The 23,822-nt window shown below is 70.5% G+C and carries 22 protein-coding genes and 1 pseudogene; 6 read left to right on the forward strand and 17 right to left on the reverse strand.

Annotated elements, in window-relative coordinates; genetic code table 11:
• The first annotated feature begins 11 nt into the window (after positions 1 to 11).
• The 3 genes from AB0D14_RS38250 to AB0D14_RS38260 all read left to right on the forward strand — a co-directional run bounded on the left by AB0D14_RS38250 (position 12) and on the right by AB0D14_RS38260 (position 787).
• On the forward strand, positions 12 to 266 hold the full coding sequence (locus AB0D14_RS38250) for a type II toxin-antitoxin system Phd/YefM family antitoxin (RefSeq protein ID WP_362788009.1): 255 nt from the start codon (positions 12 to 14) through the stop codon (positions 264 to 266).
• Complete coding sequence (locus tag AB0D14_RS38255; protein ID WP_362788012.1) at positions 263 to 514, forward strand: type II toxin-antitoxin system RelE/ParE family toxin; 252 nt, start codon at positions 263 to 265, stop codon at positions 512 to 514. The genes AB0D14_RS38250 and AB0D14_RS38255 overlap by 4 nt, the downstream gene beginning before the upstream one ends.
• An 84-nt stretch (positions 515 to 598) precedes the next feature.
• Positions 599 to 787 carry a hypothetical protein gene (locus AB0D14_RS38260; protein WP_362788073.1) on the forward strand — a complete coding sequence of 63 codons (189 nt, stop codon included), beginning with the start codon at positions 599 to 601 and terminating at the stop codon, positions 785 to 787.
• Between the two features lie 63 nt (positions 788 to 850).
• Here the strand turns inward: AB0D14_RS38260 and AB0D14_RS38265 are convergent.
• Positions 851 to 937 (reverse strand): annotated as a pseudogene (locus AB0D14_RS38265) (glyoxalase); the annotation flags it as partial.
• Between the two features lie 4 nt (positions 938 to 941).
• On the reverse strand, positions 942 to 1,760 hold the full coding sequence (locus AB0D14_RS38270; RefSeq protein ID WP_362788015.1) for a trans-aconitate 2-methyltransferase: 819 nt from the start codon (positions 1,758 to 1,760) through the stop codon (positions 942 to 944).
• A gap of 157 nt (positions 1,761 to 1,917) precedes the next feature.
• Here AB0D14_RS38270 and AB0D14_RS38275 point away from each other — a divergent pair, with 157 nt between their 5' ends.
• On the forward strand, positions 1,918 to 2,415 hold the full coding sequence (locus AB0D14_RS38275; protein WP_362788018.1) for a MarR family transcriptional regulator: 498 nt from the start codon (positions 1,918 to 1,920) through the stop codon (positions 2,413 to 2,415).
• Here the strand turns inward: AB0D14_RS38275 and AB0D14_RS38280 are convergent.
• A complete protein-coding gene (locus tag AB0D14_RS38280) occupies positions 2,374 to 3,141 on the reverse strand; it encodes a response regulator transcription factor (protein WP_362788021.1) in 768 nt (255 codons plus the stop codon). The two genes, AB0D14_RS38275 and AB0D14_RS38280, sit on opposite strands and share 42 nt — an antisense overlap.
• A gap of 258 nt (positions 3,142 to 3,399) precedes the next feature.
• Here AB0D14_RS38280 and AB0D14_RS38285 point away from each other — a divergent pair, with 258 nt between their 5' ends.
• The gene (locus tag AB0D14_RS38285; RefSeq protein WP_362788023.1) at positions 3,400 to 3,867 is read left to right on the forward strand and encodes a GNAT family N-acetyltransferase; all 468 of its coding nucleotides are present in this window, start codon (positions 3,400 to 3,402) and stop codon (positions 3,865 to 3,867) included.
• Here AB0D14_RS38285 and AB0D14_RS38290 read toward each other — a convergent pair.
• The 14 genes from AB0D14_RS38290 to rsmI all read right to left on the reverse strand — a co-directional run bounded on the left by AB0D14_RS38290 (position 3,854) and on the right by rsmI (position 21,810).
• Positions 3,854 to 4,456 (reverse strand): Uma2 family endonuclease, encoded by a 603-nt coding sequence (locus tag AB0D14_RS38290; protein ID WP_362788070.1) that lies wholly within the window; start codon positions 4,454 to 4,456, stop codon positions 3,854 to 3,856. The genes AB0D14_RS38285 and AB0D14_RS38290 overlap by 14 nt on opposite strands.
• A gap of 205 nt (positions 4,457 to 4,661) precedes the next feature.
• A complete protein-coding gene (galK, locus tag AB0D14_RS38295; RefSeq protein ID WP_362788026.1) occupies positions 4,662 to 5,834 on the reverse strand; it encodes a galactokinase in 1,173 nt (390 codons plus the stop codon).
• A complete protein-coding gene (gene galE, locus AB0D14_RS38300; protein WP_362788028.1) occupies positions 5,834 to 6,808 on the reverse strand; it encodes a UDP-glucose 4-epimerase GalE in 975 nt (324 codons plus the stop codon). Before galE ends, galK begins: the two co-directional genes overlap by 1 nt.
• Positions 6,805 to 7,866, reverse strand: a complete 1,062-nt coding sequence (galT, locus tag AB0D14_RS38305; protein WP_362788031.1) for a galactose-1-phosphate uridylyltransferase — start codon at positions 7,864 to 7,866, stop codon at positions 6,805 to 6,807. The genes galE and galT overlap by 4 nt, the downstream gene beginning before the upstream one ends.
• 375 nt (positions 7,867 to 8,241) lie before the next feature.
• Positions 8,242 to 8,949: a response regulator transcription factor gene (locus AB0D14_RS38310; protein WP_362788034.1), complete on the reverse strand. Its 708-nt coding sequence runs from the start codon at positions 8,947 to 8,949 to the stop codon at positions 8,242 to 8,244.
• 295 nt (positions 8,950 to 9,244) lie between these two features.
• The gene (locus AB0D14_RS38315) at positions 9,245 to 11,101 is read right to left on the reverse strand and encodes a PQQ-binding-like beta-propeller repeat protein (protein WP_362788037.1); all 1,857 of its coding nucleotides are present in this window, start codon (positions 11,099 to 11,101) and stop codon (positions 9,245 to 9,247) included.
• 205 nt (positions 11,102 to 11,306) lie between these two features.
• Positions 11,307 to 13,253 (reverse strand): PQQ-binding-like beta-propeller repeat protein, encoded by a 1,947-nt coding sequence (locus AB0D14_RS38320; protein WP_362788039.1) that lies wholly within the window; start codon positions 13,251 to 13,253, stop codon positions 11,307 to 11,309.
• Positions 13,254 to 13,466: 213 nt separating this feature from the next.
• Positions 13,467 to 15,281: an ABC-F family ATP-binding cassette domain-containing protein gene (locus AB0D14_RS38325; RefSeq protein ID WP_362788042.1), complete on the reverse strand. Its 1,815-nt coding sequence runs from the start codon at positions 15,279 to 15,281 to the stop codon at positions 13,467 to 13,469.
• 123 nt (positions 15,282 to 15,404) lie between these two features.
• Positions 15,405 to 16,316, reverse strand: a complete 912-nt coding sequence (locus AB0D14_RS38330) for a 4-(cytidine 5'-diphospho)-2-C-methyl-D-erythritol kinase (RefSeq protein ID WP_362788045.1) — start codon at positions 16,314 to 16,316, stop codon at positions 15,405 to 15,407.
• Positions 16,313 to 17,227, reverse strand: coding sequence for a 16S rRNA (adenine(1518)-N(6)/adenine(1519)-N(6))-dimethyltransferase RsmA (gene rsmA, locus AB0D14_RS38335; RefSeq protein ID WP_362788048.1), 915 nt, complete (start codon positions 17,225 to 17,227; stop codon positions 16,313 to 16,315). The genes AB0D14_RS38330 and rsmA overlap by 4 nt, the downstream gene beginning before the upstream one ends.
• Before the next feature lie 151 nt (positions 17,228 to 17,378).
• Positions 17,379 to 18,941 carry a ubiquitin-like domain-containing protein gene (locus tag AB0D14_RS38340; protein WP_362788050.1) on the reverse strand — a complete coding sequence of 521 codons (1,563 nt, stop codon included), beginning with the start codon at positions 18,939 to 18,941 and terminating at the stop codon, positions 17,379 to 17,381.
• 177 nt (positions 18,942 to 19,118) lie between these two features.
• Complete coding sequence (locus AB0D14_RS38345; RefSeq protein WP_362788053.1) at positions 19,119 to 19,988, reverse strand: TatD family hydrolase; 870 nt, start codon at positions 19,986 to 19,988, stop codon at positions 19,119 to 19,121.
• Positions 19,989 to 20,163: 175 nt separating this feature from the next.
• The gene (locus AB0D14_RS38350) at positions 20,164 to 20,658 is read right to left on the reverse strand and encodes a hypothetical protein (RefSeq protein WP_362788056.1); all 495 of its coding nucleotides are present in this window, start codon (positions 20,656 to 20,658) and stop codon (positions 20,164 to 20,166) included.
• 216 nt (positions 20,659 to 20,874) lie between these two features.
• A complete protein-coding gene (gene rsmI / locus AB0D14_RS38355) occupies positions 20,875 to 21,810 on the reverse strand; it encodes a 16S rRNA (cytidine(1402)-2'-O)-methyltransferase (RefSeq protein WP_362788059.1) in 936 nt (311 codons plus the stop codon).
• An 82-nt stretch (positions 21,811 to 21,892) separates the two neighbouring features.
• On the opposite strand from rsmI, the gene AB0D14_RS38360 reads away from it, so the two are divergent.
• Positions 21,893 to 23,635, forward strand: coding sequence for a phospholipid carrier-dependent glycosyltransferase (locus AB0D14_RS38360; protein ID WP_362788062.1), 1,743 nt, complete (start codon positions 21,893 to 21,895; stop codon positions 23,633 to 23,635).
• Positions 23,636 to 23,822 lie beyond the last annotated feature (187 nt).

Raw genomic sequence — 23,822 nt, forward strand, 5'->3', positions numbered from 1 at the left:
GAAATGCGCCCATGACTGAGATTGCGATCAGCGCGGCCCGTTCCCAGCTCGGCGACCTCGTCCGGCGTGCGGCTCACGGCCGCGAGACCATCGCCCTCACCGACCACGGGCACGTGGCCGCGCTCCTCGTCTCCCCTCAGGTCATAGAGGATCTCGAAGACTCCCTCGCGATCGCCGACTACCAGCGACGCAAGGCGGAGGGGACGCTGGAAGAGGGCATTCCCATGGCGGAGGTACGCAGGCGGCTGGGGCTTGAACAGCTGTGACCTACGAGATCACCTTCGAGCCACACGCACTCAACTCGGCAGCCAGGTTCCTCGACGAGGATCCGAGCGGCCTCGCCCTGACTCTGGACGTCATCGACAAGCTGGCCCATGACCCTCGGCCGAGCGGATCCACTCCATACGGGTCCCCCGACGTTCGCCGTCTACGTATCGGCGACTACCGGATTCTGTACATGATCGACGATGCCGTGATCCGCATCCTCATCACTCACCTGGGCCGTACGGCCTGAATGAATATGAAGGTTTCTGCGGAGACGGTTTGCCGTGTCTGCGGGCTGGACGACGGGGAGACACCCCTCTGGGATGAGTACGGTGTGCCGCAGTACGTCATCTGTGCCTGTTGTGCCACGGAGTCGGGGATCGGCGACGACAACCTGTCCCAGGTGCGCGAGATCCGCGGCTACTGGGTGGCCCGCGGCGCCGAGTGGGACGATCCGCGGCTGAAGCCGAAGAACTGGGAACTGCTGAAGCAGGTCGCCAACATCCCCCCTGAGTGGCGCTGACGCACCACAGAGTCGGCGCGGGCCCGCGTGACCGCACGCGAGCCCGCGCCGGAAGCCGGTGGGCATGCCCGCGTCGACGTAGTACGCGCGCAGGGCGCCCTCGGACCCCGGCGGAACGGCGAGCTGGACGTGGTCGACCCCGGTGAGCATCCGGTCAGGCAGCCTTCCGCGCCACCGCGAACAGCCGGCGGAACGGCAGGACCGTGCCGTACGGGGCTGTCGGGTAGGCCTTGCGGAGCAGGTCGCGGTACTCGTCGACGAAGGCGTCCCGTGCCTCGGGGTCGTCCGCGAGAGCCGTGAGAACAGGACGCATCCCGGTCCCCTTGGACCAGTCGAGGACCGCGTCCTCCCCCTGCAGGAGCTGCATGTACGTCGTCTCCCAGACGTCCGCCTCGCAGCCGAGAGTCGCCAGCCGGTCCAGGTAGAGAAGCGGCGGATGTACGGAATCCTCGCGGCGGAGGACTCCGGCCAGGCGGTCCCTCCAGCGGGCGGAGGCGGCGAGTTCGCGCATCAGGGCGTGCAGGGGCGCGTCGATGTTGTTGGGCACCTGGAAGGCAAAGGTGCCGCCCGGGGCCACCGCGTCGAGCCAGGAGCCGAAGGCCTCCAGGTGACCGGGCACCCACTGGAGCGCGGCGTTCGAGACGATCAGGTCGTACGTCCGCGTGGGCGCCCAGTCGGTGAGGTCCGCGTGGGCGAAGTCGAAGCGGCCGCCGCCGGCCGTGGGGCCCGCGTATTCGTCCGTCCTGGCCAGCATCTCCGCGGAGTTGTCGTACCCCGTGATGTGCGCGGCCGGCCAGCGCTCGGCGAGCTGGGTGGTGACGTTGCCGGGGCCGCAGCCCAGGTCGGCGATGCGGGCGGGGTCGCCGGGCAGCGCGGGGACGCGGGCGAGCAGCTCGGCGAAGGGGCGGGCGCGGTGTTCCGCGTGGCGCAGGTACTGGCCCGGGTCCCAGGTGGGAGTGGTGGCGGCGGGCATCGAGTGCCTCCTCGAAGTCACGGTCCCGGTGGCGGCCACCGGTGAGGCGGGAAGTCGTCGGTCGAGCTGGACTCCACCCTCACACCGAAACTCTCTCGACGTCAAGAGACTTCATGTCAAGAGACTTCATGTCGACACAACCAGTACACTGATCGTCATGGAGGACGAGGTCGATCGGCTGGTCGCAGCATGGCGCCGGGAGCGCCCCGACCTCGACGTGGAACCGCTTGAGGTACTCAGCCGCGTGAGCAGGCTCGCGCGGCATCTGGACCGCGCGCGGCGAATCGCGTTCGCCGAGCACGCCCTGGAGCCCTGGGAGTTCGACGTGCTCACCTCGCTGAGGCGCGCGGGAGCCCCGTACCAGCTCTCCCCCGGCCAGCTCCTCACCCAGACCCTCGTCACCTCGGGCACGATGACGAACCGTATCGACCGGCTCGCGAAGAAGGACCTGGTCGAGCGGCTCCCCGACCCCAGCGACCGCCGCGGCGTGCTCGTGCGCCTCACCGAGGAGGGCCGCGACCGCGCCGACCAGGCACTCGCCGGTCTCCTCGCCCAGGAGCGGGCGATCCTCGCGGAACTCAGCCGCGTCCAGCGCGGTGAACTTGCCGGGCTGCTACGCCAGTTGACCGCCCCGTTCGACAACATCCCCGGCTAGGTCGACCGGACCGACGCCGGCGCGGCGGGCGAGCGCCACGGCCGCGAGGGTCGAGTGCACGCCCAGCTTCCCCAGCACGTTCTGCATATGGGTGCGGACCGTGTGCGGGGAGAGGAACAGCCGCTCGGCGACGGCCTTGCGCCCCAGCCCTGCCACCATGCAGCGCAGCACCTCACGCTCGCGCGGTGTCAGCGACTCCACCAGCCGCTCGCTCTCGGTGCGGTGCTTGCGGGCGGCGGTCAGTTCGCGCAGTACGCCGGTGAGCAGGGCGGGCGGCAGATGCGTCTCGTCCCGCAGCACACCCCGGATGACGGTCAGCAGCCGGGACAGCGAGCAGTCCTTGGCGACCCAGCCCGAGGCGCCCGCCTGCAGGGCGAGAGCCGCACGACGCGGATCGTCCTTCTCGGCGAGGACGACGGTACGGACGCTGGGCTGGCCCGAACGGACGCCCGCCACCAGCGAGATGCCGTCGACCAGGCCTTCTTCGTTGTTGTCGTGCACGGACACGGCCGGGCGGACGCCCAGCACGTTGCCACCGAGATCGGCGTCGACCAGCAGCACATCGAACCTACGGCCTTCCGCGATCGCCCTCTCCAGGCAGCGCAGCGCGGCAGGGCCACTGCCGGCCGCGGAAACGTCGACGTCGGGCTCGGCGGCCAGTGCCGCGGCGAGCGACTCGGCGAAGATACGGTGGTCGTCGACGACCAGAACACGGATGCGAACCACTGAAACCCCCACTGGTCGGGGGACGGACCGGCGCAGGTACGGCGCCCGAGGTGATCCCGAGCCTTCTGTCAGCTCGGAAGACAGGGTGCCGCAGCCGCACGGCCGCCGCCGTGCTGGAACTGCTACCCCCACTTCGGGCGTCGTACCCGACTGTCTCGCCCCCTGATCAGCACCGGCCCCCACCGGTGCTGCTCATCAGAGTACGGCTGGGCGCCAGGAGCGGAAGGTGATTTGCAGAACTGATTGTCCTGCGCGTTTATGGTGAGCCGCATGTTTCGTATTGAGACAGAAGTCGACAAAGAGCGTACCCAATTCCTCCGGTCCCGGCTGCGGGAGGCCAATACGGCTGCCTCCCCCATCCTGCGTTCTCTGCGCGGCACCCCTGGCGAACGGGAAGTTCCGCTCCAGGTCTGGGCCTTGGAGCCGGGGGGCGGGGTCGCGGGCGGACTGGTCGGGCACACCTGGGCGACGTGGCTGCACGTCGCGTACCTCTGGGTCGACGAACGGCATCGCGGGGCCGGGCTCGGCGCACATCTGCTGTCCCGGGCGGAACATCTGGCCCGTACGTCCCGTGGTTGCCACTCCTCCCGCCTGGAGACGTGGGACTTCCAGGCACCCGAGTTCTACCGGAAACAGGGCTACGAGGTGGTGTGCGTGATCCCCGACTACCCCCCGGGGATCACGGAGTACACGCTCACGAAACGGCTGTCGGTCACAGTTCCCTGAGCGCGTCCGGCGTGATGTCGAGGTCGAGGTCGTACGGCACGCCGAGCACGAGTCGATCGTGGTGGATGCCAGTCAGCGCGTACGTCTTGGACAGTGGGTCGAGTTCGTAGGCCCGCACCACCGGATGCTGGTTCGCGCCAGTCATCTCGACGAGCCAGAAGTACGGGATGCCGGCGGCGGCGTACTTGCGGGGCTTGGTATCGCGGTCACGGGCCTCGGAGTCCGGGGAGACCACCTCGACGGCGAGCAGGACGTCCTCGGCGTTGTACCGAGTCAGCGCCGGACCCGTGACGGCCTCAGTGCGAACGACGCAGAGGTCCGGCTCGGGGCCGTTGCGACGGTCCAGCACGACGGTCATCTCTCGACGGACCTTGAGCTCCTTGGGAACCGTGCGGCGCAGGCCGACCACCATAAGGTCGATCATGGTGCTGTGGAAATCCCGCTGTGGGCTCACGAAGACAAGGCTCCCGTCGATCAGCTCGGTGTGCGGCGGGAGGTCGGTCAGCGTGAACAGGTCGTCCACGGTGTACCCGTCCTGCGGCGGCACCGGCCAGCGGCAGCCGTGCTCGGCGATCGGCTCGGCGGTCATGGTTCCTCCCATGGACGGGATTCTCGGCCTGCCCGTCCACGGTAGCTGTAGGAATCCCCGGGCGTCATCACAAAGAGTGACCGGGGCGGTTCGCGTCCTTGAGTCCGGGGTGTATCAACACCTTTCTCCGCTCACAACCCGCTGCCTCCCCGATCGGCATCAGCGTGCGGGGAGGCAGCAAGGCGAGGAGTGGCGGGGCGAGCGATCAGGCCACCCGCCGCGCCCCCGCCGAGGGAACCGCCGGGAACACCCGCGGCGCCGTGTAGCCCGCCGCCGCGAAGGCCTCCTCGACCGCCTTGGTGACCGTGTCGGCGTCCGCGGCCTCGACCAGCACGACAGCCGATCCCCCGAAACCGCCCCCGGTCATCCGCGCTCCGAGCGCGCCCGCCTGGTTCGCCGTGGCGACGGCGAGGTCCAGCTCCGGGCAGGAGATGCGCAGGTCGTCGCGCAGGGATGCGTGGCCGGCCGTCAGGACGGGGCCGATCCCCCGGATGTCCCCCGCGTCCAGCAGGTCGATGACCTGCTCGACCCGGTGGTCGTCCGACACCACGTGCCGCACGTACCGCCGCACCCGCTCGTCCGACAGGCGCGCGAGCGCCGCGTCCAGGTCCTCGTACGGGAGGTCACGCAGGAAGGGGATGCCGAGTTGCCGCGCGCCCTCCTCGCAGCCCTTCCGGCGCTCCGCGTACGCGCCGTCGCCCAGCGCGTGCTTGACGCGGGAATCGACCACGAGGAGCTGCAGCCCGTGGGCCGGGAGGTCGAAGGGGATCTGCCGGATGGACAGGTCGCGGCAGTCGAGGTGGAGGGCGTGGCCCTCCGTGGAGCAGGCGGACGCCGTCTGGTCCATGACTCCGCAGGGGACGCCCACGAAGTCGTTCTCCGCGCGCTGGGAGATCCGGGCCAGCTCGGGCAGCGTGAGGCCGAGTGCGAACAGGTCGTTCAAGGCCAGGGCCGTCACCACCTCCAGCGCCGCCGAGGAGGACAGGCCCGCGCCCGTCGGAACGGTCGAGGCGAGGTGGATGTCCGCGCCCGTGACGGCGTGCCCGGCCTCGCGCAGGACCCAGACGACACCGGCGGGGTAGGCCGCCCAGCTCGTGTTCGTCAGCGGCGCCAGCGCGTCGACGTGCAGTTCGACGACCGGGCCCTCGATGTCGGCCGAGTGGATCCGCAGGACGCCGTCGTCACGTCGCGAGAGAGCCGCCACCGCCGTGTGCGGCAGCGCGAGCGGCATGACGAAGCCCTCGTTGAAGTCGGTGTACTCACCGATCAGGTTGACCCGGCCGGGCGCCGCCCAGATCCCCTCGGGGGCCGCCCCGTACAGCTTCTCGAACCCTTCACGGACCTGCTGCGCCGCCTGGTCCACGTGCTCTGCCCCCACTAGTGACCCTCCGCCTCAGCGATGTTCTGTGCGAACTCCCACGCGTCCGCGACGATTCCCGCGAGATCCGCGCGGGACGGGTTCCAGCCGAGCCGTTCGCGGGCCCTGGCGGCGGAGGCGACGAGGACCGCCGGGTCGCCGGCCCTGCGCGGGGCCGCGACCTCGGGGATCGGGTGTCCGGTCACCCGGCGGACGGTCTCGACGACCTCGCGGACCGAGAAGCCGTTGCCGTTGCCGAGGTTGCAGATCAGGTGCTCGCCGGGCTGCGCGGCGGCGACCGCCAGCAGGTGCGCCTCCGCGAGGTCGGCCACGTGGATGTAGTCGCGGACGCAGGTGCCGTCCGGCGTCGGGTAGTCGTCGCCGTAGACCGAGATGGCGTCGCGGCGGCCCTGGGCGACCTGGAGGACGAGCGGGATCAGGTGCGACTCGGGGTCGTGCCGCTCACCGCAGGTGCCGTACGCGCCCGCCACGTTGAAGTAGCGGAGCGAGACGGCGGCCAGCCCGTGCGCTGCCGCCTCACCCGTGATCATGTGGTCGACGGCGAGCTTCGAGGCGCCGTACGGGTTCGTCGGGGACGTCGGCGCGGACTCGACGATCGGGGACGTCTCCGGCTCGCCGTACGTCGCCGCCGTGGAGGAGAAGACCAGCTTGCGGACGCCCGTCTCACGCATCGCCGCGAGCAGGGCCATCGTGCCGCCGACGTTGTTGTCCCAGTACTTCTCGGGCTTCACGACCGACTCGCCGACCTGCGAGAACGCGGCGAAGTGCAGCACGGCGTCATACGAGGAGTCCAGCCACTTGGCGGCGTCGCGGATGTCGCCCTCGACAAAGGAGGCACCCGCCGGGACGCCCTCGCGGAAGCCGGTGGAGAGGTTGTCGAGGACGGTCACCTCGTGGCCCGCCTCCAGCAGGTGCTGCGCGACCACGCTGCCCACATACCCCGCACCGCCGGTGACCAGGTACTTCCCACTCATGAACTCGCTACCTCTCGCAGTCGCTGGGCCGCGGTCTCCGGCGGCACGTCGTTGATGAACACGTTCATGCCGGACTCGGAACCCGCGAGAAACTTCAGCTTGCCGGAAGTGCGGCGGATGGTGAAAAGCTCAAGGTGGAGTGCGAAGTCCTCGCGCACCACTCCGTCGAAGTCCTCCAGCGTGCCGAACGGCGCCTGGTGCCAGGCCGAGATGTACGGCGTCGCGGCCTCACCCTCGCCGAAGATCCGGTCGAAGCGTCTCAACAGTTCCAGATAGACCTTGGGAAACTCTGTGCGCGCGCCCTCGTCCAGGCCCAGCAGGTCGGGCACGCGGCGCCGGGGATACAGGTGCACCTCGTACGGCCAGTGCGCCGAGTACGGCACGAAGGCCACCCAGTGCTCGGTCTCCAGGACGACGCGCTCGTCGGCGAGCTCCCGCTCCAGTACGGCGTCGAAGAGGTTCTCCCCGCCCGTCGCCTCCTTGTGCGCCGCCAGCGAGCGGAGCATCAGGGCTGTTCGAGGCGTCGTGAAGGGGTAGGCGTAGATCTGCCCGTGCGGGTGTCCGAGGGTCACACCGATCTCGGCGCCACGGTTCTCGAAACAGAACACCTGCTCCACGGAGGGGAGGTGCGACAGCTCGGCCGTGCGGTCGGTCCACGCTTCCAGGACCAGGCCTGCCTGTTCCTCGGTCAGATCGGCGAAGGACGCGTCGTGGTTCGAGGTGAAACAGACGACCTCGCACCGCCCGGCGTCTCCGGCCAGCGACGGGAAGCGGTTCTCGAACACCGCGACGTCGTACGAGGACTCCGGGATCTCGCTCAGCCGGTCACCCTCGGAGGGGCACAGCGGACATTCGTCGGCCGGCGGGTGGTAGATGCGGCCCTGGCGGTGCGAGGCGATGGCCACCGCGTCACCGAGCAGCGGGTCGCGCCGTACCTCCGAAGTGGTGACCGTCCGGTCGAGCGGGCGCCGGTCCACCGCGTCGCGCACCGTGTCGTCGCGCGAGTCGTAGTAGATGAGCTCACGACCGTCGGCCAGCCGGGTCGAGGTCTTTTTCACGCCGGACTCCCCATCCCTACCCGATCAAATCAGTAAACAGAACCAAACACATCGAACCATAAATCCCCACGGACGTCATCACCACAACCAAACAAAGACCACCAAAGTGAAGTGAGCGCAGCATGCAGACCCCAGCGACATCTGGGGCAACCACGTGCGGGCAACCACATGCGGAGGAGTCCCCGACGGTCTGACTTTCGACGGTGTCGGAGTCGGAGGTCGGAGTCGGAGGTCGGATTCGGAGTCGCTCAGCGGCTCGCACTCCGCGGGCTCTGCGGGCGCGTGAAGGCTCCGCGGGCTCTGCGGGCGGTGAGGGCCCGTCGCGCCCCGCGGCACAGCCGCCGATCGATACAGCCCCGCGCCCTTTCGGGGCGCTCAGAGTTCCGGGCCCGCGCCCAGTTCCGGGAGCGAGTGCTGGACCGGGCCCGCCCGGTCGAGCAGGCCCGTCCGGGCCGCCAGGGCGGCTGCCTCCAGGCGGGAGCCCACGCCCAGCTTCATCAGTACCCGCTGTACGTGTGTGCGGGCGGTACTCGGCGCTATGCCCATGCCGGCCGCGATGAGCCGGGTGTCCTCGCCGTCGGCCACCCGCACCAGGACCTCCACCTCCCGGGGCGTCAGCATCTGGAGCAGCCGCTGTCCCTCGTCGTCGGGCTGCGCGGCCGGGTTGAGGAGTTCACTGAAGGCGCCCTGGAGGAGCTGCGGGGCCACCGCGGCCTCCCCTGCACGGGCCTTCATGATGGCGCGCTCGACACCCTCTATCCGCTCGTCGTGCCGGACGTAACCGGAGGCGCCGGCGGCGAACGCGGCAGCGATCCCTCGCGGGTTGGGCACCGGCCCGAGGACCAGCACCGCGACCTGCGGACGCTCCCTTTTGATCTTCACCACCGGGTCGAAGATGCCCGGTTCGGCAGGCGTGGCCGTGCCCATCAGGCACACTTCCGGTGCCCTTGTGATCACCAGCTCCGCCGCCCCCGCGGCGGGCGCGGCCGCGGCCAGCACCCGGTGCCCGCGCAGCTTCAGGGCCGAGGCCAGCGCCTCGGCGAGCAGTCGGTGGTCGTCGACCACCATGAGCCGCACTCCCATCGAGCCCAACCCCCCAGTCCCCCCAGTCCCGGTCCCCCCAGGATCCCCACTGGTACCCCATGGATCGGAGCCCCCCGGCTCTCCATCCCCCGGAAGCTACACGCTTGTTCGACGTTGCGCTTCCCCTACAGGAGAGAAGTGCCCCGGATTTCCGAAAATCCTCTCTTTCGCGAGCGATGGGGGGTACGAGAACGGCTCCGCCCCTGAGCAGGGGCGGAGCCATGATCGACGAACGAACGCTTGATCGGCGAACTACCCGGAGCAGGGCCACTCGGACCCGGCCGCCGGAGGCGGGCTACCCGGCGCCGAAGCCGATCGCCACATAGTCCTTCTCGTCCTTGGAGTACGGGGCGCTGATCAGGTCCTCGGCCAGGAAGAGCCGGCCGCCGGTGTACAGCATCTCCGACGTCGCGGGAACCATCCCGCTGATCGCGCTGCGGACCTGCTCGGTGGCCGGGGTCTCCAGGAGCTTGGTCTCCTTGAAGGTCTTGCCGTTGATGGAGACGACCTGGGAACCCTTGTCGTAGGGGCCGCCCTTGTACGCGATGATGTTGCCGCCGTCCATCCGGATCGGGAAGATCTCGTAGCCGTCGCCGGCGTCGGCGCGGTCGCTCGTGGACTTGCCCGTGGCCAGCGAGAAGGACACGATCTCGTTGACGCGGCTGTACTGCTCGGCGCCCTCGTGCTGCTTGGTCGGCACGTACAGCTTGTCGTTGCCGACCGCGATCGACTTGCAGTTGTTGACCTTGTTCACACCGCAGTCGTGCTCGTACTTGCCGTCCTCCAGCGTGATCTTCGTACGCAGCTTGCCGCTGTCGTCCAGCGAGAAGATGTCGGTCGCGCCGGTCGCGGTGATCTCTCCGGAATCCACGCCGAAGACGACCGGCTTGGTGGAGATGATCTTGGCGTTGTCGATGCCCGAGGGAAGCTTGTAGCTCCACTTGACGGTGCCCGACTTCGGGTCGAGCCGCTGGACCTCGTACTTCTCGTTGTCGTAGTCACCGCACTTGCGGACCGCGATCAGCTGCTCGCCGCCCGCGTAGCCGACGTCCTCGCAGGTGTCGACCTTCGGCTGCCACAGGATCTTGCCGTTGGTGATGTCGAAGGCGGCGCCGCCGTTGAGGCCGGAGCCCGCCGCGACCGTGGTGCCGGTGATGGTGACCTCCTTGAACGCGGCCTTCTCACCGCCGTTCGGAGCCACGGACTTCGTCCAGAGCGATTTTCCGGTGTTCACGTTGAAGGCCGTGACCTCGGTGCACTCCGGGTACGGGTCGGCCTTGGTGCGCGGGGCGTCCTCCGCGACCACCACGGCGACGCCGTCCTTGGTGATCTCGCGGGAACCGGCACAGGTCAGGCCCGTCAGCGGCAACGACCAGGACTCCTTGCCGGTGTCCGGGTCGTGGCCGACGACCTTGCGGACGCCCGCCTTGGCGTAGACCTTGTCGGTCAGCCAGGAGCCCTCCACGCTCCAGACGTCCTTCTTGGGGACTTCGGGCGCGGGCAGCTGGAAGAGGACCTTCGCGCCGGTGCTGGACGGCACCTTCTCCGAGCCACCGCCACCACCGGCCACGCCGTCACCGTTGTCGCCGTCCTTGCCGTCGGTGCCGCCGGGGCCCGCGGAGGTGTCCTTGTCGTCGTCCTTGCCGGACCAGTTCGCGTACAGGACACCGCCGCCGACGATGAGCGCGATCACCACCACGGCCGAGACGATGATCGCCACCTGGCTGTTGAACTTCCGCCCGCCCTGCGGGGCCTGCGGCTGCATCGGCATGGTGTTCGGCTGCGGATAGCCGTACTGGGGCTGCTGCCCCGGGTAGCCGTAGCCGGGCTGGGCGGGTTGCTGGCCCGGGTAGCCGTAGCCGGGCTGAGCCGGCGGCTGCGGGGCTCCCTGGGGAGCGCCAGGGGCCTGCGGGTAGCCGTACGGCTGCTGCGGAGGACCCGGGGGCGCGGCGGGCGGCGCGGCCGGGGGCGGAGTCCCGGGCGCCTGCGGGTAGCCGTAGCCCGGCTGCGGGGGCTGCGGCGGGGGCCCGGCGGGCGGGCCGGCCGGCGGGGTGGGCGGGCCGAACCCGCCCTGCGGCGGATCCTGCGGGGCGCCGAAACCGCCTCCCTGTGGTGGCTGGTTGGGCGGCGGGGGCGGCGGCGGCTGACTCATGGCGTGAGTACCTCGGATGCGAAGGGGACGACGGGGACGAGCGGTACGAGCGGTACGACGAAGACGAGGGGAACGGTGGAGGCGAAGGCCGGGTGGACCTGCGTGGAGCGGACGCGAGGGCCGGGCGCGGGCACGGGCGCTGGCGCTGGCGCTGGCGCTGGCGCGCGAGCAGAACCGGCCCGGAGGAGGAGCGGAGCCGCCCGGGTCACTTGCCGTAGGCCAGCATCAGCTTCTCCTTCGACGCGTCGGAGCCCGACAGCCGGGTGGTGGAGAGGTAGAAGCGCCCGTCCACGTAGTCGACGGCCTTCGAGAAGAAACCGTTCTCCACATCCGCCACGCCCTGCGGGTTCTGCAGCAGCGTCTTCGGCGTGTGCGAGCCGCCGCCGGTCGGGATCGAGACGATCCGGCCGCCCGCGTCGTACGAGGGTTTCACGTACGCGACGAGGTTCGTGCCGTCCTTCTTCATCGGCATCATCGACTCGTCCCCGGGGGACTTGGTACGCCACTTCTCCTTGCCGGTCTCCAGGCTGACCGCGACGATCTCGTTGGCGCCGCTCTTCGCCTCGGTCGGCAGATAGAGGGTGTTGGCGTCTGCCGCCACGCCCTCGCAGCCCTGGAGGTCACGCGAGAGGATCGCCCAGCCGCACTCCGGCGCGAACGACTCGTCGACGTCGAGCTGTGAACGGGCCGTGCCGTCGTTCTTCAGCGTGGTGACGTTCCACTGCTTCTTGTCCTCGTTGGTGATGTAGAGGACGACCGGATCGACGGAGTACGCGCGTTCGACGCGCCAGCCCTTGGGGATCTTCTTGGTCCACTTGGCCTTGCCGGTCGCCGGGTCGAGCTCCTGCACCTCGTCGTGCTCGTCGTCGCCGCCCGCGCCGCAGGTCGAGACGGAGAGCAGCTTGGCGCCGCCGGCGAACGCCGACGGGAAGCAGGAGCTGCCGTACCTCTTCTTGTCGAAGAGCTTCTCGCCGCTGCCCGTGTCGTAGCCGATGCCGGACTGGGAGCGGCCGACCATCAGGGTGTCCCCGACGATGTTCAGGCCGAGGGAGAGGGAGCTGTCGAACAGCTCACCCTTCGGAATCTCCTTGGTCCAGCCCTTCTTACCGGTGGCGAGGTCGATCTCCACGAGCCGGTTGCACTCGGCGGCGTCCTTGGTGCCTTCCTTGTACGCCACGAAGACCTTGTCGTCGGACGTCTTCTGGGTGGACACGGCACAGATCGCCTGCGGGAACGTGATCGCGGGCCAGCTGACCTTGCCGTCGTCGACGTTGTAGGCGAAGACCTGCTTGTACGCGGCCTTCACGGCGACCTCGTCCGTGATCCACATGCCGGGGGCGTCGGCACCGGAACCGGGCGCGTCGGGCGCCTCCTTGTACCAGAGCACCTTCGACTCGCCCGCCTGGCGGCCCTCGTTGAGGTCCTCGGCGCCGGCGTTGCCGTCGCCCTCGCCGTCACCGGGATTGACGGGCGCGTCGGAACCGGTGGTGGGCTTGGAGTCCTGGCTCTTGTCGGCGACGGGCTTCTTCTTGCCGTCGTCGTCGTTGCCGGAGACCGCGTACACGGTGCCGCCGATGACGAGCGCTGCGGCCAGCGCCGCGCCGATGATCACGGCGGGCTTGCCCTTGAAAGGACTGCGCGAGCCGCCGCCGGGCGGGGTGCCGGGCGCACCCGGGAACTGCGGCTGCTGCGGGTATCCGTACCCCGGCTGCTGGCCGTAGGCCCCCGGCTGGGCGTACGGACCCGGCTGCTGGCCGTAAGGCCCCGGCTGGGCGTAGGGGCCGGGCTGCTGCGGGGGCCCGGCAGGCGGGCCGGTCGGCGGGGTGGGCGGGCCGTACGGGCCGGGCTGCTGCGGGTAGCCGTAACCGGGCCCGGGCGGGGGCGCTGGGGCCTGCGGAGCACCGGGCGGGGCCTGCGGCACACCTTGCGGAGGCTGCGGAGGCGGCGGGGTCTGCGGAGCTCCCTGCGGGGGTGGCGGGGCCACCGGCGGCTGGGCGGGCGGCGGAGGCGTGGCTCCTCGCGGGTCCTGCGGAGTGCCGAAACCGCCTTGCGGCGGCTGGTCCTGCGGCGGACCGAAACCACCCTGCGGTGGCTGGTCCTGCGGCGCTCCGGACCCGTCCTGCTGCGACGGCTCCTTGGGTGGCTGAGTCATCAGCGCGTTCCCCCTCTTCACTGATTTTTAGCCATGCCCTGCAGTACGCACCGCACCGGGCGATGCACTCACAGTGGTTGCCAGACGGCCTGAGACTGTTCTCAGACGGCTCTTTCTATCACCCTGCAGCGCTCGAACAACGGGCCGGTTCTCCCCTTGTTCCCAAGGGAGGACCGGCCCGTGATGCCCTCGTTACGCTCCTTCACGCACTCTTCACGCGTCGTCTGCGAGCTCCAGCCAGCGCATTTCCAACTCCTCGCGCTCGGTGGCCAGTTCACGCAGGTCACTGTCCAGTTTCGCCACTTTCCCGAAGTCCGTGGCGTTATCGGCGATTTGGGTGTGCAGCTTGCTCTCCCGCTCGGAGATCTTGTCCAGCTGCCGCTCGATCTTCTGGAGTTCCTTCTTCGCGACGCGGTCCTCCTTGGAGGACGCGGAGGCGGCGGAAGCGCTCTTGTCCGCGGCGGAGGACGGAGCCGAGGCCGAGGCCGAGGCCGCCATCTTGTGCCGCCGCTCCAGGTACTCGTCGATGCCGCGCGGCAGCATCCGCAGGGTCGCGTCGCCGAGGAGCGCGAACACCCGGTCGGTCGTCCGCTCGACGAAGAACCGGTCGTGGGAGATCACGATCATGGAGCCCGGCCAGCCGTCGAGGAGGTCCTCCAGCTGCGTGAGGGTCTCGATGTCGAGGTCGTTCGTCGGCTCGTCGAGGAAGAGGACGTTGGGCTCGTCCATCAGCAGCCGCAGCAGCTGGAGCCGGCGGCGCTCACCGCCGGACAGGTCGCCGACGGGCGTCCACTGCTTCTCCTTGTTGAAGCCGAAGGTCTCGCAGAGCTGCCCCGCGGTCATCTCGCGGCCCTTGCCGAGGTCGACCCGGTCGCGGACCGCCTGGACGGCCTGCAGCACCCGAAGAGTCGGGTCGAGTTCGGTGACCTCCTGGGAGAGGTAGGCGAGCTTGACGGTCCTGCCGGTGACGACCCGGCCCGCGGCGGGCTGCTTCTCGCCCTCGGAGCGGGCGGCCTCCGTCATGGCCCGCAGGAGGGAGGTCTTCCCCGAGCCGTTCACACCGACCAGACCGATCCGGTCCCCCGGCCCGAGCTGCCAGGTCAGATGCTTGAGGAGCACCTTGGGCCCGGCCTGCACGGTGACGTCCTCCAGCTCGAAGACGGTCTTGCCGAGCCGGGACGAGGCGAACTTCATCAGCTCGCTGCTGTCCCGGGGCGGCGGCACGTCCGCGATCAGCTCGTTGGCGGCCTCGACGCGGAACCGCGGCTTGGACGTACGGGCGGGGGCGCCGCGGCGCAGCCAGGCCAGCTCCTTGCGGACGAGGTTCTGCCGCTTGACCTCCTCGGTCGCGGCGATGCGCTCCCGTTCGGCGCGCGCGAAGACGTAGTCGGTGTAGCCGCCCTCGTACTCGAACACGTCGCCCTTCTGCACGTCCCACATGCGGGTGCAGACCTGGTCGAGGAACCAGCGGTCGTGGGTGACGCAGACGAGCGCGGACCGGCGCTCGCGCAGATGCTGGGCGAGCCAGGCGATCCCTTCCACGTCCAGATGGTTGGTGGGCTCGTCGAGGACGATCAGGTCCTGCTCCTCGATGAGCAGCTTGGCCAGCGCGATGCGCCGCCGCTCACCACCGGAGAGCGGTCCGATCACGGTGTCGAGGCCCTGCGGGAAGCCCGGCAGGTCGAGCCCGCCGAACAGGCCCGTCAGTACGTCCCTGATCTTGGCGTTGCCCGCCCACTCGTGGTCGGCCATGTCCCGGATGACCTCGTGGCGGACGGTGGCCTCGGGGTCCAGGGAGTCGTGCTGGGTGAGCACACCGACGTTCAGGCCGCCCGAGTGCGTGACGCGCCCGGTGTCGGCCTCCTCCAGCTTCGCGAGCATCCGGATCAGTGTGGTCTTGCCGTCACCGTTGCGGCCGACCACCCCGATCCGGTCCCCTTCGGACACACCGAGGGAGACTCCGTCGAGCAGCGCACGGGTTCCGTACACCTTGCTGACCTGCTCGACATTGACCAGATTGACGGCCATCGCACTCCTGACAAGGGGGATCGATCGACCTTCCAGGGTAGTCGCCCGGAAAGGTGATCCTTCCGGCCGCCCTGTAAGGCCGGTAAGGGGCCGCGCCCGGGCCCCGCGGACGACGAACAACCGTCAGAGCACAACGGCCCCGGGCACCGGCCCCGCAGCCACGCGTGCGGCGCGGCACGTACCGGAAGCCACCAGCGCGTCCGCGACCTTCCGCGCCGACTCCTCGTCGGAGACGAGAAACGCCGTGGTGGGCCCGGACCCGGACACCAGCGCGCCCAGCGCCCCGGCGGAGCTGCCCGCGGCCAGCGTCGAGGCCAGCGACGGCCGCAGCGACAGCGCGGCGGCCTGGAGGTCGTTGGAGAGAGCGGCGGCGAGAGCCACGGCGTCCCCCTCGGCCAGCGCCCTGAGAAGCGCGCCGGAGGCGACCGGTTCAGGCACCTCGACCCCTTCCCTGAGCCGGTCGAATTCCCTGAGCCGGTCGCATTCCCCGTACACGGCCGGGGTCGACAGCCCGCCGTCGGCGACGGCGAACACCCAGTGGAAGGTCCCCCCGACCTCCAGTACCCGCAGCTTCTCGCCCCGGCCGGTGCCGAGCGCCGCCCCGCCGACCAGGCTGAACGGCACATCGCTGCCCAGCTCGGCACAGATGTCGAGGAGTTCGTCCCGCGAGGCTCCCGTACCCCAGAGGGCGTCGCAGGCGAGCAGCGCGCCCGCGCCGTCGGCGGAGCCGCCCGCCATGCCGCCGGCGACCGGGATGTCCTTGGCGATGTGGAGATGCACATCGGCCCGGCGCCCGTACCGCGCGGCCAGCGCCTCCGCCGCCCTGGCCGCCAGGTTCGTACGGTCCAGGGGGACCTTGGACGCGTCAGGTCCCTCGCAGGTCACCCGGAGGGAGTCGGCGGGGGTCACCGTCACCTCGTCGTACAGGCCGACCGCGAGGAAGACGTTGGCCAGGTCGTGGAATCCGTCGGGCCGGGCGCCGCCGACGGCCAGCTGGACGTTGACCTTGGCGGGGACCCGCACCGTCACGCTCACTGTTCGTTCTCCGCGGTCCGCTCGTTCTGCGCGATCGGTTCGTTCTGCGCGATCCCCTTGTTCTCGGCGATCCGCGCGAACTCCTCCACCGTCAGGGACTCGCCGCGCGCCTGGGGCGAGACTCCGGCCGCGACGAGGGCGGCCTCGGCGGCCGGCGCCGAACCGGCCCAGCCGGCCAGCGCGGCCCGCAGGGTCTTGCGGCGCTGGGCGAAGGCGGCGTCGACGACGGCGAAGACCTCGCGCTTGGTGGCGGTCGTCCGGACCGGCTCCGCGCGGCGGACCAGCGAGACGAGCCCGCTGTCCACGTTCGGGGCGGGCCAGAAGACGTTGCGGCCGATGGATCCGGCCCGCTTGACCTCGGCGTGCCAGTTCGCCTTCACGGAGGGCACTCCGTAGACCTTCGAGCCGGGCGGCGCGGCCAGCCGGTCGGCGACCTCCGCCTGCACCATCACTAGCGTGCGCTCGATGGTGGGAAAGGTGTCGAGCATGTGCAGCAGGACCGGGACGGCGATGTTGTACGGGAGGTTCGCGACGAGGGCCGTCGGGGCGGGGCCCGGCAGCTCGGTCACCTGCATGGCGTCGTGGTGGACGAGCGAGAAACGCTCGGCGCGGGCCGGCATCCGGGCGGCGATCGTGGCGGGGAGCGCGCCCGCGAGGGCGTCGTCGATCTCGACGGCGACGACCCGGTCGGCCGCCTCCAGGAGCCCCAGGGTCAGGGACCCGAGGCCCGGCCCGACCTCGACGACCACGTCCTCGGGGCGGACGTCGGCGGTCCGGACGATGCGCCGCACGGTGTTGGCGTCGATGACGAAGTTCTGACCGCGCTGCTTGGTGGGCCGTACGCCGAGGGCTTCCGCGAGTTCACGGATGTCGGCGGGGCTCAGGAGGGCGTCGGAGGCGGGGCTACTCACGCCCCAAGGGTACGGGGGCCCGGCCGGGGTTCGAGCGCGGAGCCCCGCAGGGCCCCGGCACTCCGGCGGCCCCGGCACTCCGGCGGCTCCGGGAACTCCAGGGACTCCAGGGACTCCGGGACTCCGGCGGCTCCGGCGGCTCCGGAATGCCTCACCCGCGCAGTCGGCCGCCGCAGTGCGGCCAGGGGCTCGCTCCCCGGCGCACATACAGCTTCTTCGCACGGTACGTCTGCTCGGCCGCCGACGCCTCCTGCGGCCGCCCCGCCCCGCCGAGGTTCTGCCAGGTCTGCGTGTCGAACTGGTAGAGCCCTCCGTACGTCCCGGTCGAGTCGACCGCCCCCGGCCGCCCGCCGGACTCGCAGTGGGCGAGCCCCTGCCAGTTCAGGTTGTCCGCACCCTGCACGGACATGGGAAGCGGCTTCGTGCCCACCTTCACCACCTGCGTCCGCGGTTCGTGCACCGTCTCGGCCCCCAGCCGCCGAGGCTTCTGCCCGACGCCGTTGACCGTCCGCAGGGAGTACGTGACGCGCCGCAGCCCGGGTTCCCCCGCCTGCTCCACGATCTCGGTGCCCCGGAACAGCTCGGGGTCCGGCATCCGCCGCACCTCGAAGGGGATCGGCTCCTCACGGACCTCCTTCGTACCGACGATCCGCATGACCGTCACCGTCTGCCCGTCGCGCGGGAAACTCTCGTACGGCACGGACGTGGTGTCCTGCCCGTACAGCGTGATCCCGGCCTCCTCCACGGCCTCGCGGACGGTCGCCGCGTTCGTGCGGATGGTCCGGGCCCGCCCGTCCGCCATGATCGTCACGGTCCGCTCGGTACGGACGTCGAGGGCGAGTCCCGCCCGCCCGATCTGCCGGGCGCGCGGCGCCGACACGTACGCGCCCTCCGCTCGTACCCCGATCTCCCGCAGTGCCTCGTCCACGGTGTGCGCCGTCGTCCAGAGGTGGCTCCGCCGGCCGTCGAGGGTGAGCCGCACGGGCCGCCCGTACCGCACGGCGATCGCTTCACCGCTGGTGATGGCGGTTCCGGGACCGGGAGCCACCACGTCGTGGGCGCCCACCCGGACGCCTTCGTCGGCGAGCAGTTCACTCACGTCGTCCGCGAAGGTGTGCAGGGTGCGCGGCTTGCCGTCGACGGTCAGCTCGATCGCCTTGTCGTCGGCGACGAACGCGGAGGTGCCGCCCGCGAGGAACGCCACGACCAGCGCCTGCGGGAGCAGTTTCCGTACGTCGGGCCGTTCCGCGCTTCTGCGGCGCCGAGCAGCCCGCCGGGCTTCGACGCGTCCGCCGGGCCGGGGCAGCTCGGCGGTCGGGGTGAGGGGCACCGCCTGCCGCGGGAGTGTCGGGGCGTCGGGAGTCGTGGCGTCGGGAGGAGAGGGCTCGCCGGTCCGCTCGTCCTCGTGCTCTTCCCCGTGCTCTTCCTCATGCTCGTGCTCGTGCTCATAGCCGTGTTCGCGGTCGTGGTCGTGGGCGGGCTCGCGGTGGTGCTCGTCCGCGGGCTCGGGTTCATATCCCCGCTCGCTCTCGTACACGGGCTCGTACTCGTACCCGTAGACGGGCTCGTGCTCGTACGCGGGCTCGTACCCAGGCCCGTGTACATGTCCGTGTCCGTGCTCGTACGCGGGCCGGTAGGTGTCCGGGTGTCCGTGACCGTACGGCCAGGGGTTCTCGTATGACGGGCCATACGTCTCGTACTGCGAACTGCTCACGACGACACGCTCCAGAAGACCGGTGGAGAGAGGTACGCCCGCGGTTGTTCAGGGTGGTAGAAGGCGGGTGGGCGGACAGAACCTAGCGGAGCGTTCGTCACTCTCCAAAGCGTCGCGACTACACACTGTCACGAAACGCCCTCGATCGGCCCTCTGGAGCCCGATGTCCGTTATGGCTCAGTAATCGAACGCCCGCGCAGTGTTCGCCGAGAGCGCCGTCGCCAGCACGTCCTCCCGCAGGCCCCGTACGGCGGCCATGGCCCGAACCGTGACCGGAATGAGATATGGGGCATTGGGCCGTCCGCGGTACGGCACGGGGGTCAGGAAGGGCGCGTCGGTCTCGACGAGGACCAGTTCGAGCGGCGCCAGGGCGAGGGCGTCGCGCAACGGCTGCGCGTTCTTGAAGGTCATGTTCCCGGCGAACGACATGTAGTAGCCGGCGCGGGCGCAGACCTCCGCCATCGCCGCGTCACCGGAGTAGCAGTGGAAGACGGTCCGCTCGGGCGCGCCCTCCTCCTTCAGGATCCGCAACACGTCCGTGTGGGCGTCCCGGTCGTGGATGACCAGCGCCTTGCCGTGCCGCTTGGCGATCTCGATGTGGGCGCGGAAGGACCGCTCCTGGGCGGCCATGCCCTCGGGGCCGGTCCGGAAACAGTCGAGGCCGGTCTCGCCGACGCCCCTGACCTGCGGGAGGGCGGCGAGCCGGTCGATCTCGGCGAGCGCCTCGTCGAGCGCGCCGTCGCCACCGGCCTCCCGGGCGCCCTGCCGGGACCAGCCGTCGGGGTCACCGTGCACGATGCGCGGGGCCTCGTTCGGGTGGAGCGCGACGGTCGCGTGGACGGCGTCGTACGCGGCGGCCGTCTCGGCGGCCCAGCGCGAGCCCGCCAGGTCGCAGCCCACCTGCACGACCGTCGTCACGCCGACCGACGCGGCCTTGGCAAGGCCCTCCTCGACCGTGCCGGTCTGCATGTCGAGATGGGTGTGCGAGTCGGCCACCGGCACCCGCAGGGGGTCCGGCAGCGGCGGGGCTTCGGCGTTGGAAGGCATGCCCCGATCCTACGAAGGGGGTCGTACGGGCGAGGAACGCCGGGTCTCACGCCTCGCGGCCCCAGCGGGACCGAGCAGGACCGCCGACCGGGCGGACCCGCGGGGCGTGGACCCGGCGCCCGGGGCGACCGGGGCCCTGGGAACCCGGGAGCCCGGGAGCCCGGGAGCCCGGGAGTCACCCCGCCTTGCGGTGGTGGAACGGGTGCAGCAGGTCGGAGAGGTGCCAGTGGTGGTCGGCCTCGGGCCCCGCGGCCGTCTCCGGCAGCTCTGCCGCCTCAGGCGACTGGGGTGACTGTGCCGTCTGTGGCACCGCGCGGACCTCAGCGGCCTTCATCGGCGGCACGGACAGCGAGCGGCGCATCGAGCTCTGCGCCGAGGACACCTGGCCGGCCCGCATGATGCGCACGATATGGCCGTCGCAGTTCACACAGCTCGGCCGGCTCAGCGGCGACGGCACCACCAGGCCGTCGGCCAGGTACGTCACGAACTCGGCCCCCTCGGCGTCGAAGTGGTGCTCTATCTCGTACGACTGCTCCCAGCCGTGCCCGCAGCGCATGCAGGCGAAGGAATACGACTCGTGGACCGTGTCGGTGGCCGTGCTGTCGGCGGCCGTGCTGCGGTGGGCGGGTCCGCCGGGGATCTGCCCGGTCTGCCCTGCGATCTCACTCATGCCAGCTCCTCTTGTCCGCTGGACAAGGACGGGTGCGTTCCTTACCAGTGGACGCTTCTACCGGCGCGAATGCATCAGACCTGTCGAGTGTTGGAGCCGTCTTGGCCGTTCCTTGTCGGACGGCCCTCAATACACGGTCTGAGCTTTGCTTTTGACGATAGTCCTTTGCTCGCTCATGGGGCCTGTGCGCCCCCCTCATGACGTCGTGCGCCCCACTTATGGGGCCGTGCTCGTGGCGTTCTTCGCCGCGATGTTCTTTGCTGCCGTGTTCTTCGCCCCGGTGTTCGTCGCGGTGTTCGCCCCGGTGTTCTTCGCGGCGTTCTTCGCGGCGACGACCGCGTCGAAGACCTCCCGTTTGGGCAGTTTCGCGTCGGCGGCGACAGCGGCGATCGCCTCCTTGCGGCGCTCCCCCGCCTCCTCGCGTACCCGCACCCTGCGCACCAGCTCGTCGGCGTCGAGCGACTCGGTGCGCTCCGGCGCGCCCTCCACGACGACGGTGATCTCCCCGCGCACCCCTTCGGCGGCCCAGGCGGCGAGCTCCCCGACGGGCCCGCGCTTGACCTCCTCGTACGTCTTGGTCAGCTCGCGGCAGACGGCGGCCCGCCGCTCCGCCCCGAACACCTCGGCCATCGCGGCGAGCGTGTCGTCGAGCCGGTGCGGCGCCTCGAAGTACACGAGTGTGCGGCGCTCGCCCTCGACCTCACGCAGCCGCGAAAGACGCTCGCCGGCCTTGCGGGGCAGGAATCCCTCGAAGCAGAACCGGTCGACGGGCAGCCCGGACAGCGCCAGCGCGGTGAGCACGGCGGACGGCCCGGGGACGGCCGTGACCTTGATGTCCTTCTCCACGGCAGCGGCGACCAGCCGGTATCCCGGGTCGGACACGGACGGCATCCCGGCGTCGGTCACGAGCAGCACGCGCGCACCGCCCACCAGCGCCTCGACCAGTTCGGGCGTACGCGCCGACTCGTTGCCCTCGAAGTACGACACGATCCGCCCGGACGGCTGTACGTCCAGCCCCTGGGTCAGCCGCCGCAGCCGCCGGGTGTCCTCGGCGGCGATGACGTCGGCCCCCGCCAGTTCCGCCGCAAGACGGGGCGGCGCGTCCGCAATGTCCCCGATGGGCGTGCCTGCGAGTACAAGAGTTCCTGCCACGGTTCCATCGGTTCCTGTCACGGTTCCATCCTCGCAGGGCGGTCCGTGGGACTCACACAGACCTGTTCCCTACGATGGCGCAGTGACAAGTACCGCGTCCTCCACGGACACCCGGCAGGGACAGGGCGTCGAAGAGCAGCGGCCGTCGTGGCAGCAGCGGCTGCGCAGGTTCGGCTACGCGGCCGGGCCAAGAGACGACGTCCGCGACCGCCTCGTGCCCGCGTACACCGAGCCCAGCCCACGTCTGTGGGCGGCGATCGGGCTCCGCCAGGAGGCCGCCGAGCGCATCGTCCGCCGGTCGGCGTGGGGCGGCCCGCTGCTCATCACGCTGATGGCGGGCCTGATGCGGTTCTGGAACCTGGGCAGCCCGAAGGCGGTGATATTCGACGAGACGTACTACGCCAAGGACGCCTGGGCGCTCATCCACCGCGGATACGAGGTCAACTGGGCGAAGAACGCCAACGACCTGATCCTGCAGAACGGCGGGAACGTCAAGATCCCGACGGACGCCGCCTACGTCGTCCACCCGCCGGTCGGCAAGTACATCATCGGGCTCGGCGAGTGGATGTTCGGGTTCACCCCGTTCGGCTGGCGGTTCATGACGGCCCTGCTCGGCACGCTGTCCGTGCTGATGCTGTGCCGGATCGGCCGCCGTCTGTTCCGTTCCACGTTCCTCGGCTGCCTGGCGGGCGCGCTGCTGGCCGTGGACGGCCTGCACTTCGTGATGAGCCGCACCGCGCTGCTCGACCTGGTGCTGATGTTCTTCGTCCTCGCGGCCTTCGGCTGTCTGCTCATCGACCGCGACAAGGTCCGTGAACGTCTCGCCGCAGCGCTCCCGACGGACGCCGACGGGAGGGTACGCCCGGACTCGCACGTCGCGCAGAGCACGCTCCTCGGCCGCCGCCCCTGGCGCCTGGCCGCCGGCCTGATGCTCGGCCTCGCCATCGGCACCAAGTGGAACGGCCTCTACATCCTCGTCGCGTTCGGCCTGATGACGGTTCTGTGGGACGTCGGCTCCCGGCGGGTGGCGGGCGCCCACCGCCCCTACCTGGCGGTCCTCAAGCACGACGTGGGCTGGGCCTTCCTCTCCACCGTGCCGGTGGCCGTCGCCACGTACATCGTGTCGTGGACCGGCTGGTTCCTGTCCGCCACCGACGGCAAGGGCGGTTACTACCGCAACTGGGCCACGGCCGACGGCCGCACCAGCGACTGGTCCTGGCTGTTCCCCGACTGGTGGCGCAGCCTGTGGCACTACGAGACCCAGGTGTACGACTTCCACGTCGGCCTGCACTCCCCGCACACGTACCAGTCGAACCCGTGGAGCTGGATCGTCACCGGCCGCCCGGTCTCGTACTTCTACGAGTCCCCGCAGCCCGGCAAGGACGGCTGCCCGACGGACGCGGGCGAGAAGTGCGCCCGCGAGGTCCTGGCCCTCGGCACGCCGCTCCTGTGGTGGGCCGCGGCCTTCGCGATCCTCTACGTCCTGTGGCGCTGGCTCTTCCGCCGGGACTGGCGCGCGGGCGCGATCGCCTGCGGTATCGCGGCGGGCTACCTCCCGTGGTTCCTCTACCAGGAACGCACGATCTTCTTCTTCTACGCGGTCGTCTTCCTCCCCTTCCTGTGCCTGGCGGTGGCGATGATGGCCGGCGCGATCCTCGGCCCATCCGGCTCCACCGAACGCCGCCGAGTGGTGGGCGCGGCAGCGACAGGCGTCCTGGTCCTGCTGATCGCCTGGAACTTCATCTACTTCTGGCCGATCTACACGGGCGGGGCCATCCCCATCGACAGCTGGCGGGCGAGGATGTGGCTGGACACCTGGGTCTAGTGCCGCGACAGGCAACGTTCGCCCCGTCGCGACGCCCGGCACCGGATCCCAGGTGGACTGGTTCACGAACTGCTGCAGGTTCTGCTCGTTGTCCTACTGGTAGGGGCTGCGGACGACGATCGAGACGTTCTGGGTGAGTTGGTGGGACGGGGCTGAAGTCTGGCAACGGGCCCACAGCGTGGGCTTG

Source organism: Streptomyces sp. NPDC048484, from assembly GCF_040651415.1.
Taxonomy (GTDB): Bacteria; Actinomycetota; Actinomycetes; order Streptomycetales; family Streptomycetaceae; genus Streptomyces.

Excerpts from the sequence above, each read along its gene's own strand:
- AB0D14_RS38250 (WP_362788009.1), top strand. The coding sequence starts at position 12 with ATGACTGAGATTGCGATCAGCGCGGCCCGTTCCCAGCTCGGCGACCTC.
- AB0D14_RS38270 (WP_362788015.1), bottom strand. The coding sequence starts at position 1,760 with ATGCCCGCCGCCACCACTCCCACCTGGGACCCGGGCCAGTACCTGCGC.
- AB0D14_RS38275 (WP_362788018.1), top strand. The coding sequence starts at position 1,918 with ATGGAGGACGAGGTCGATCGGCTGGTCGCAGCATGGCGCCGGGAGCGC.
- AB0D14_RS38285 (WP_362788023.1), top strand. The coding sequence starts at position 3,400 with ATGGTGAGCCGCATGTTTCGTATTGAGACAGAAGTCGACAAAGAGCGT.
- AB0D14_RS38290 (WP_362788070.1), bottom strand. The coding sequence starts at position 4,456 with ATGACCGCCGAGCCGATCGCCGAGCACGGCTGCCGCTGGCCGGTGCCG.
- galE (WP_362788028.1), bottom strand. The coding sequence starts at position 6,808 with ATGAGTGGGAAGTACCTGGTCACCGGCGGTGCGGGGTATGTGGGCAGC.
- AB0D14_RS38310 (WP_362788034.1), bottom strand. The coding sequence starts at position 8,949 with ATGGGAGTGCGGCTCATGGTGGTCGACGACCACCGACTGCTCGCCGAG.
- AB0D14_RS38315 (WP_362788037.1), bottom strand. The coding sequence starts at position 11,101 with ATGAGTCAGCCGCCGCCGCCCCCGCCGCCCAACCAGCCACCACAGGGA.
- AB0D14_RS38320 (WP_362788039.1), bottom strand. The coding sequence starts at position 13,253 with ATGACTCAGCCACCCAAGGAGCCGTCGCAGCAGGACGGGTCCGGAGCG.
- AB0D14_RS38325 (WP_362788042.1), bottom strand. The coding sequence starts at position 15,281 with ATGGCCGTCAATCTGGTCAATGTCGAGCAGGTCAGCAAGGTGTACGGA.
- AB0D14_RS38345 (WP_362788053.1), bottom strand. The coding sequence starts at position 19,988 with ATGCCTTCCAACGCCGAAGCCCCGCCGCTGCCGGACCCCCTGCGGGTG.
- AB0D14_RS38350 (WP_362788056.1), bottom strand. The coding sequence starts at position 20,658 with ATGAGTGAGATCGCAGGGCAGACCGGGCAGATCCCCGGCGGACCCGCC.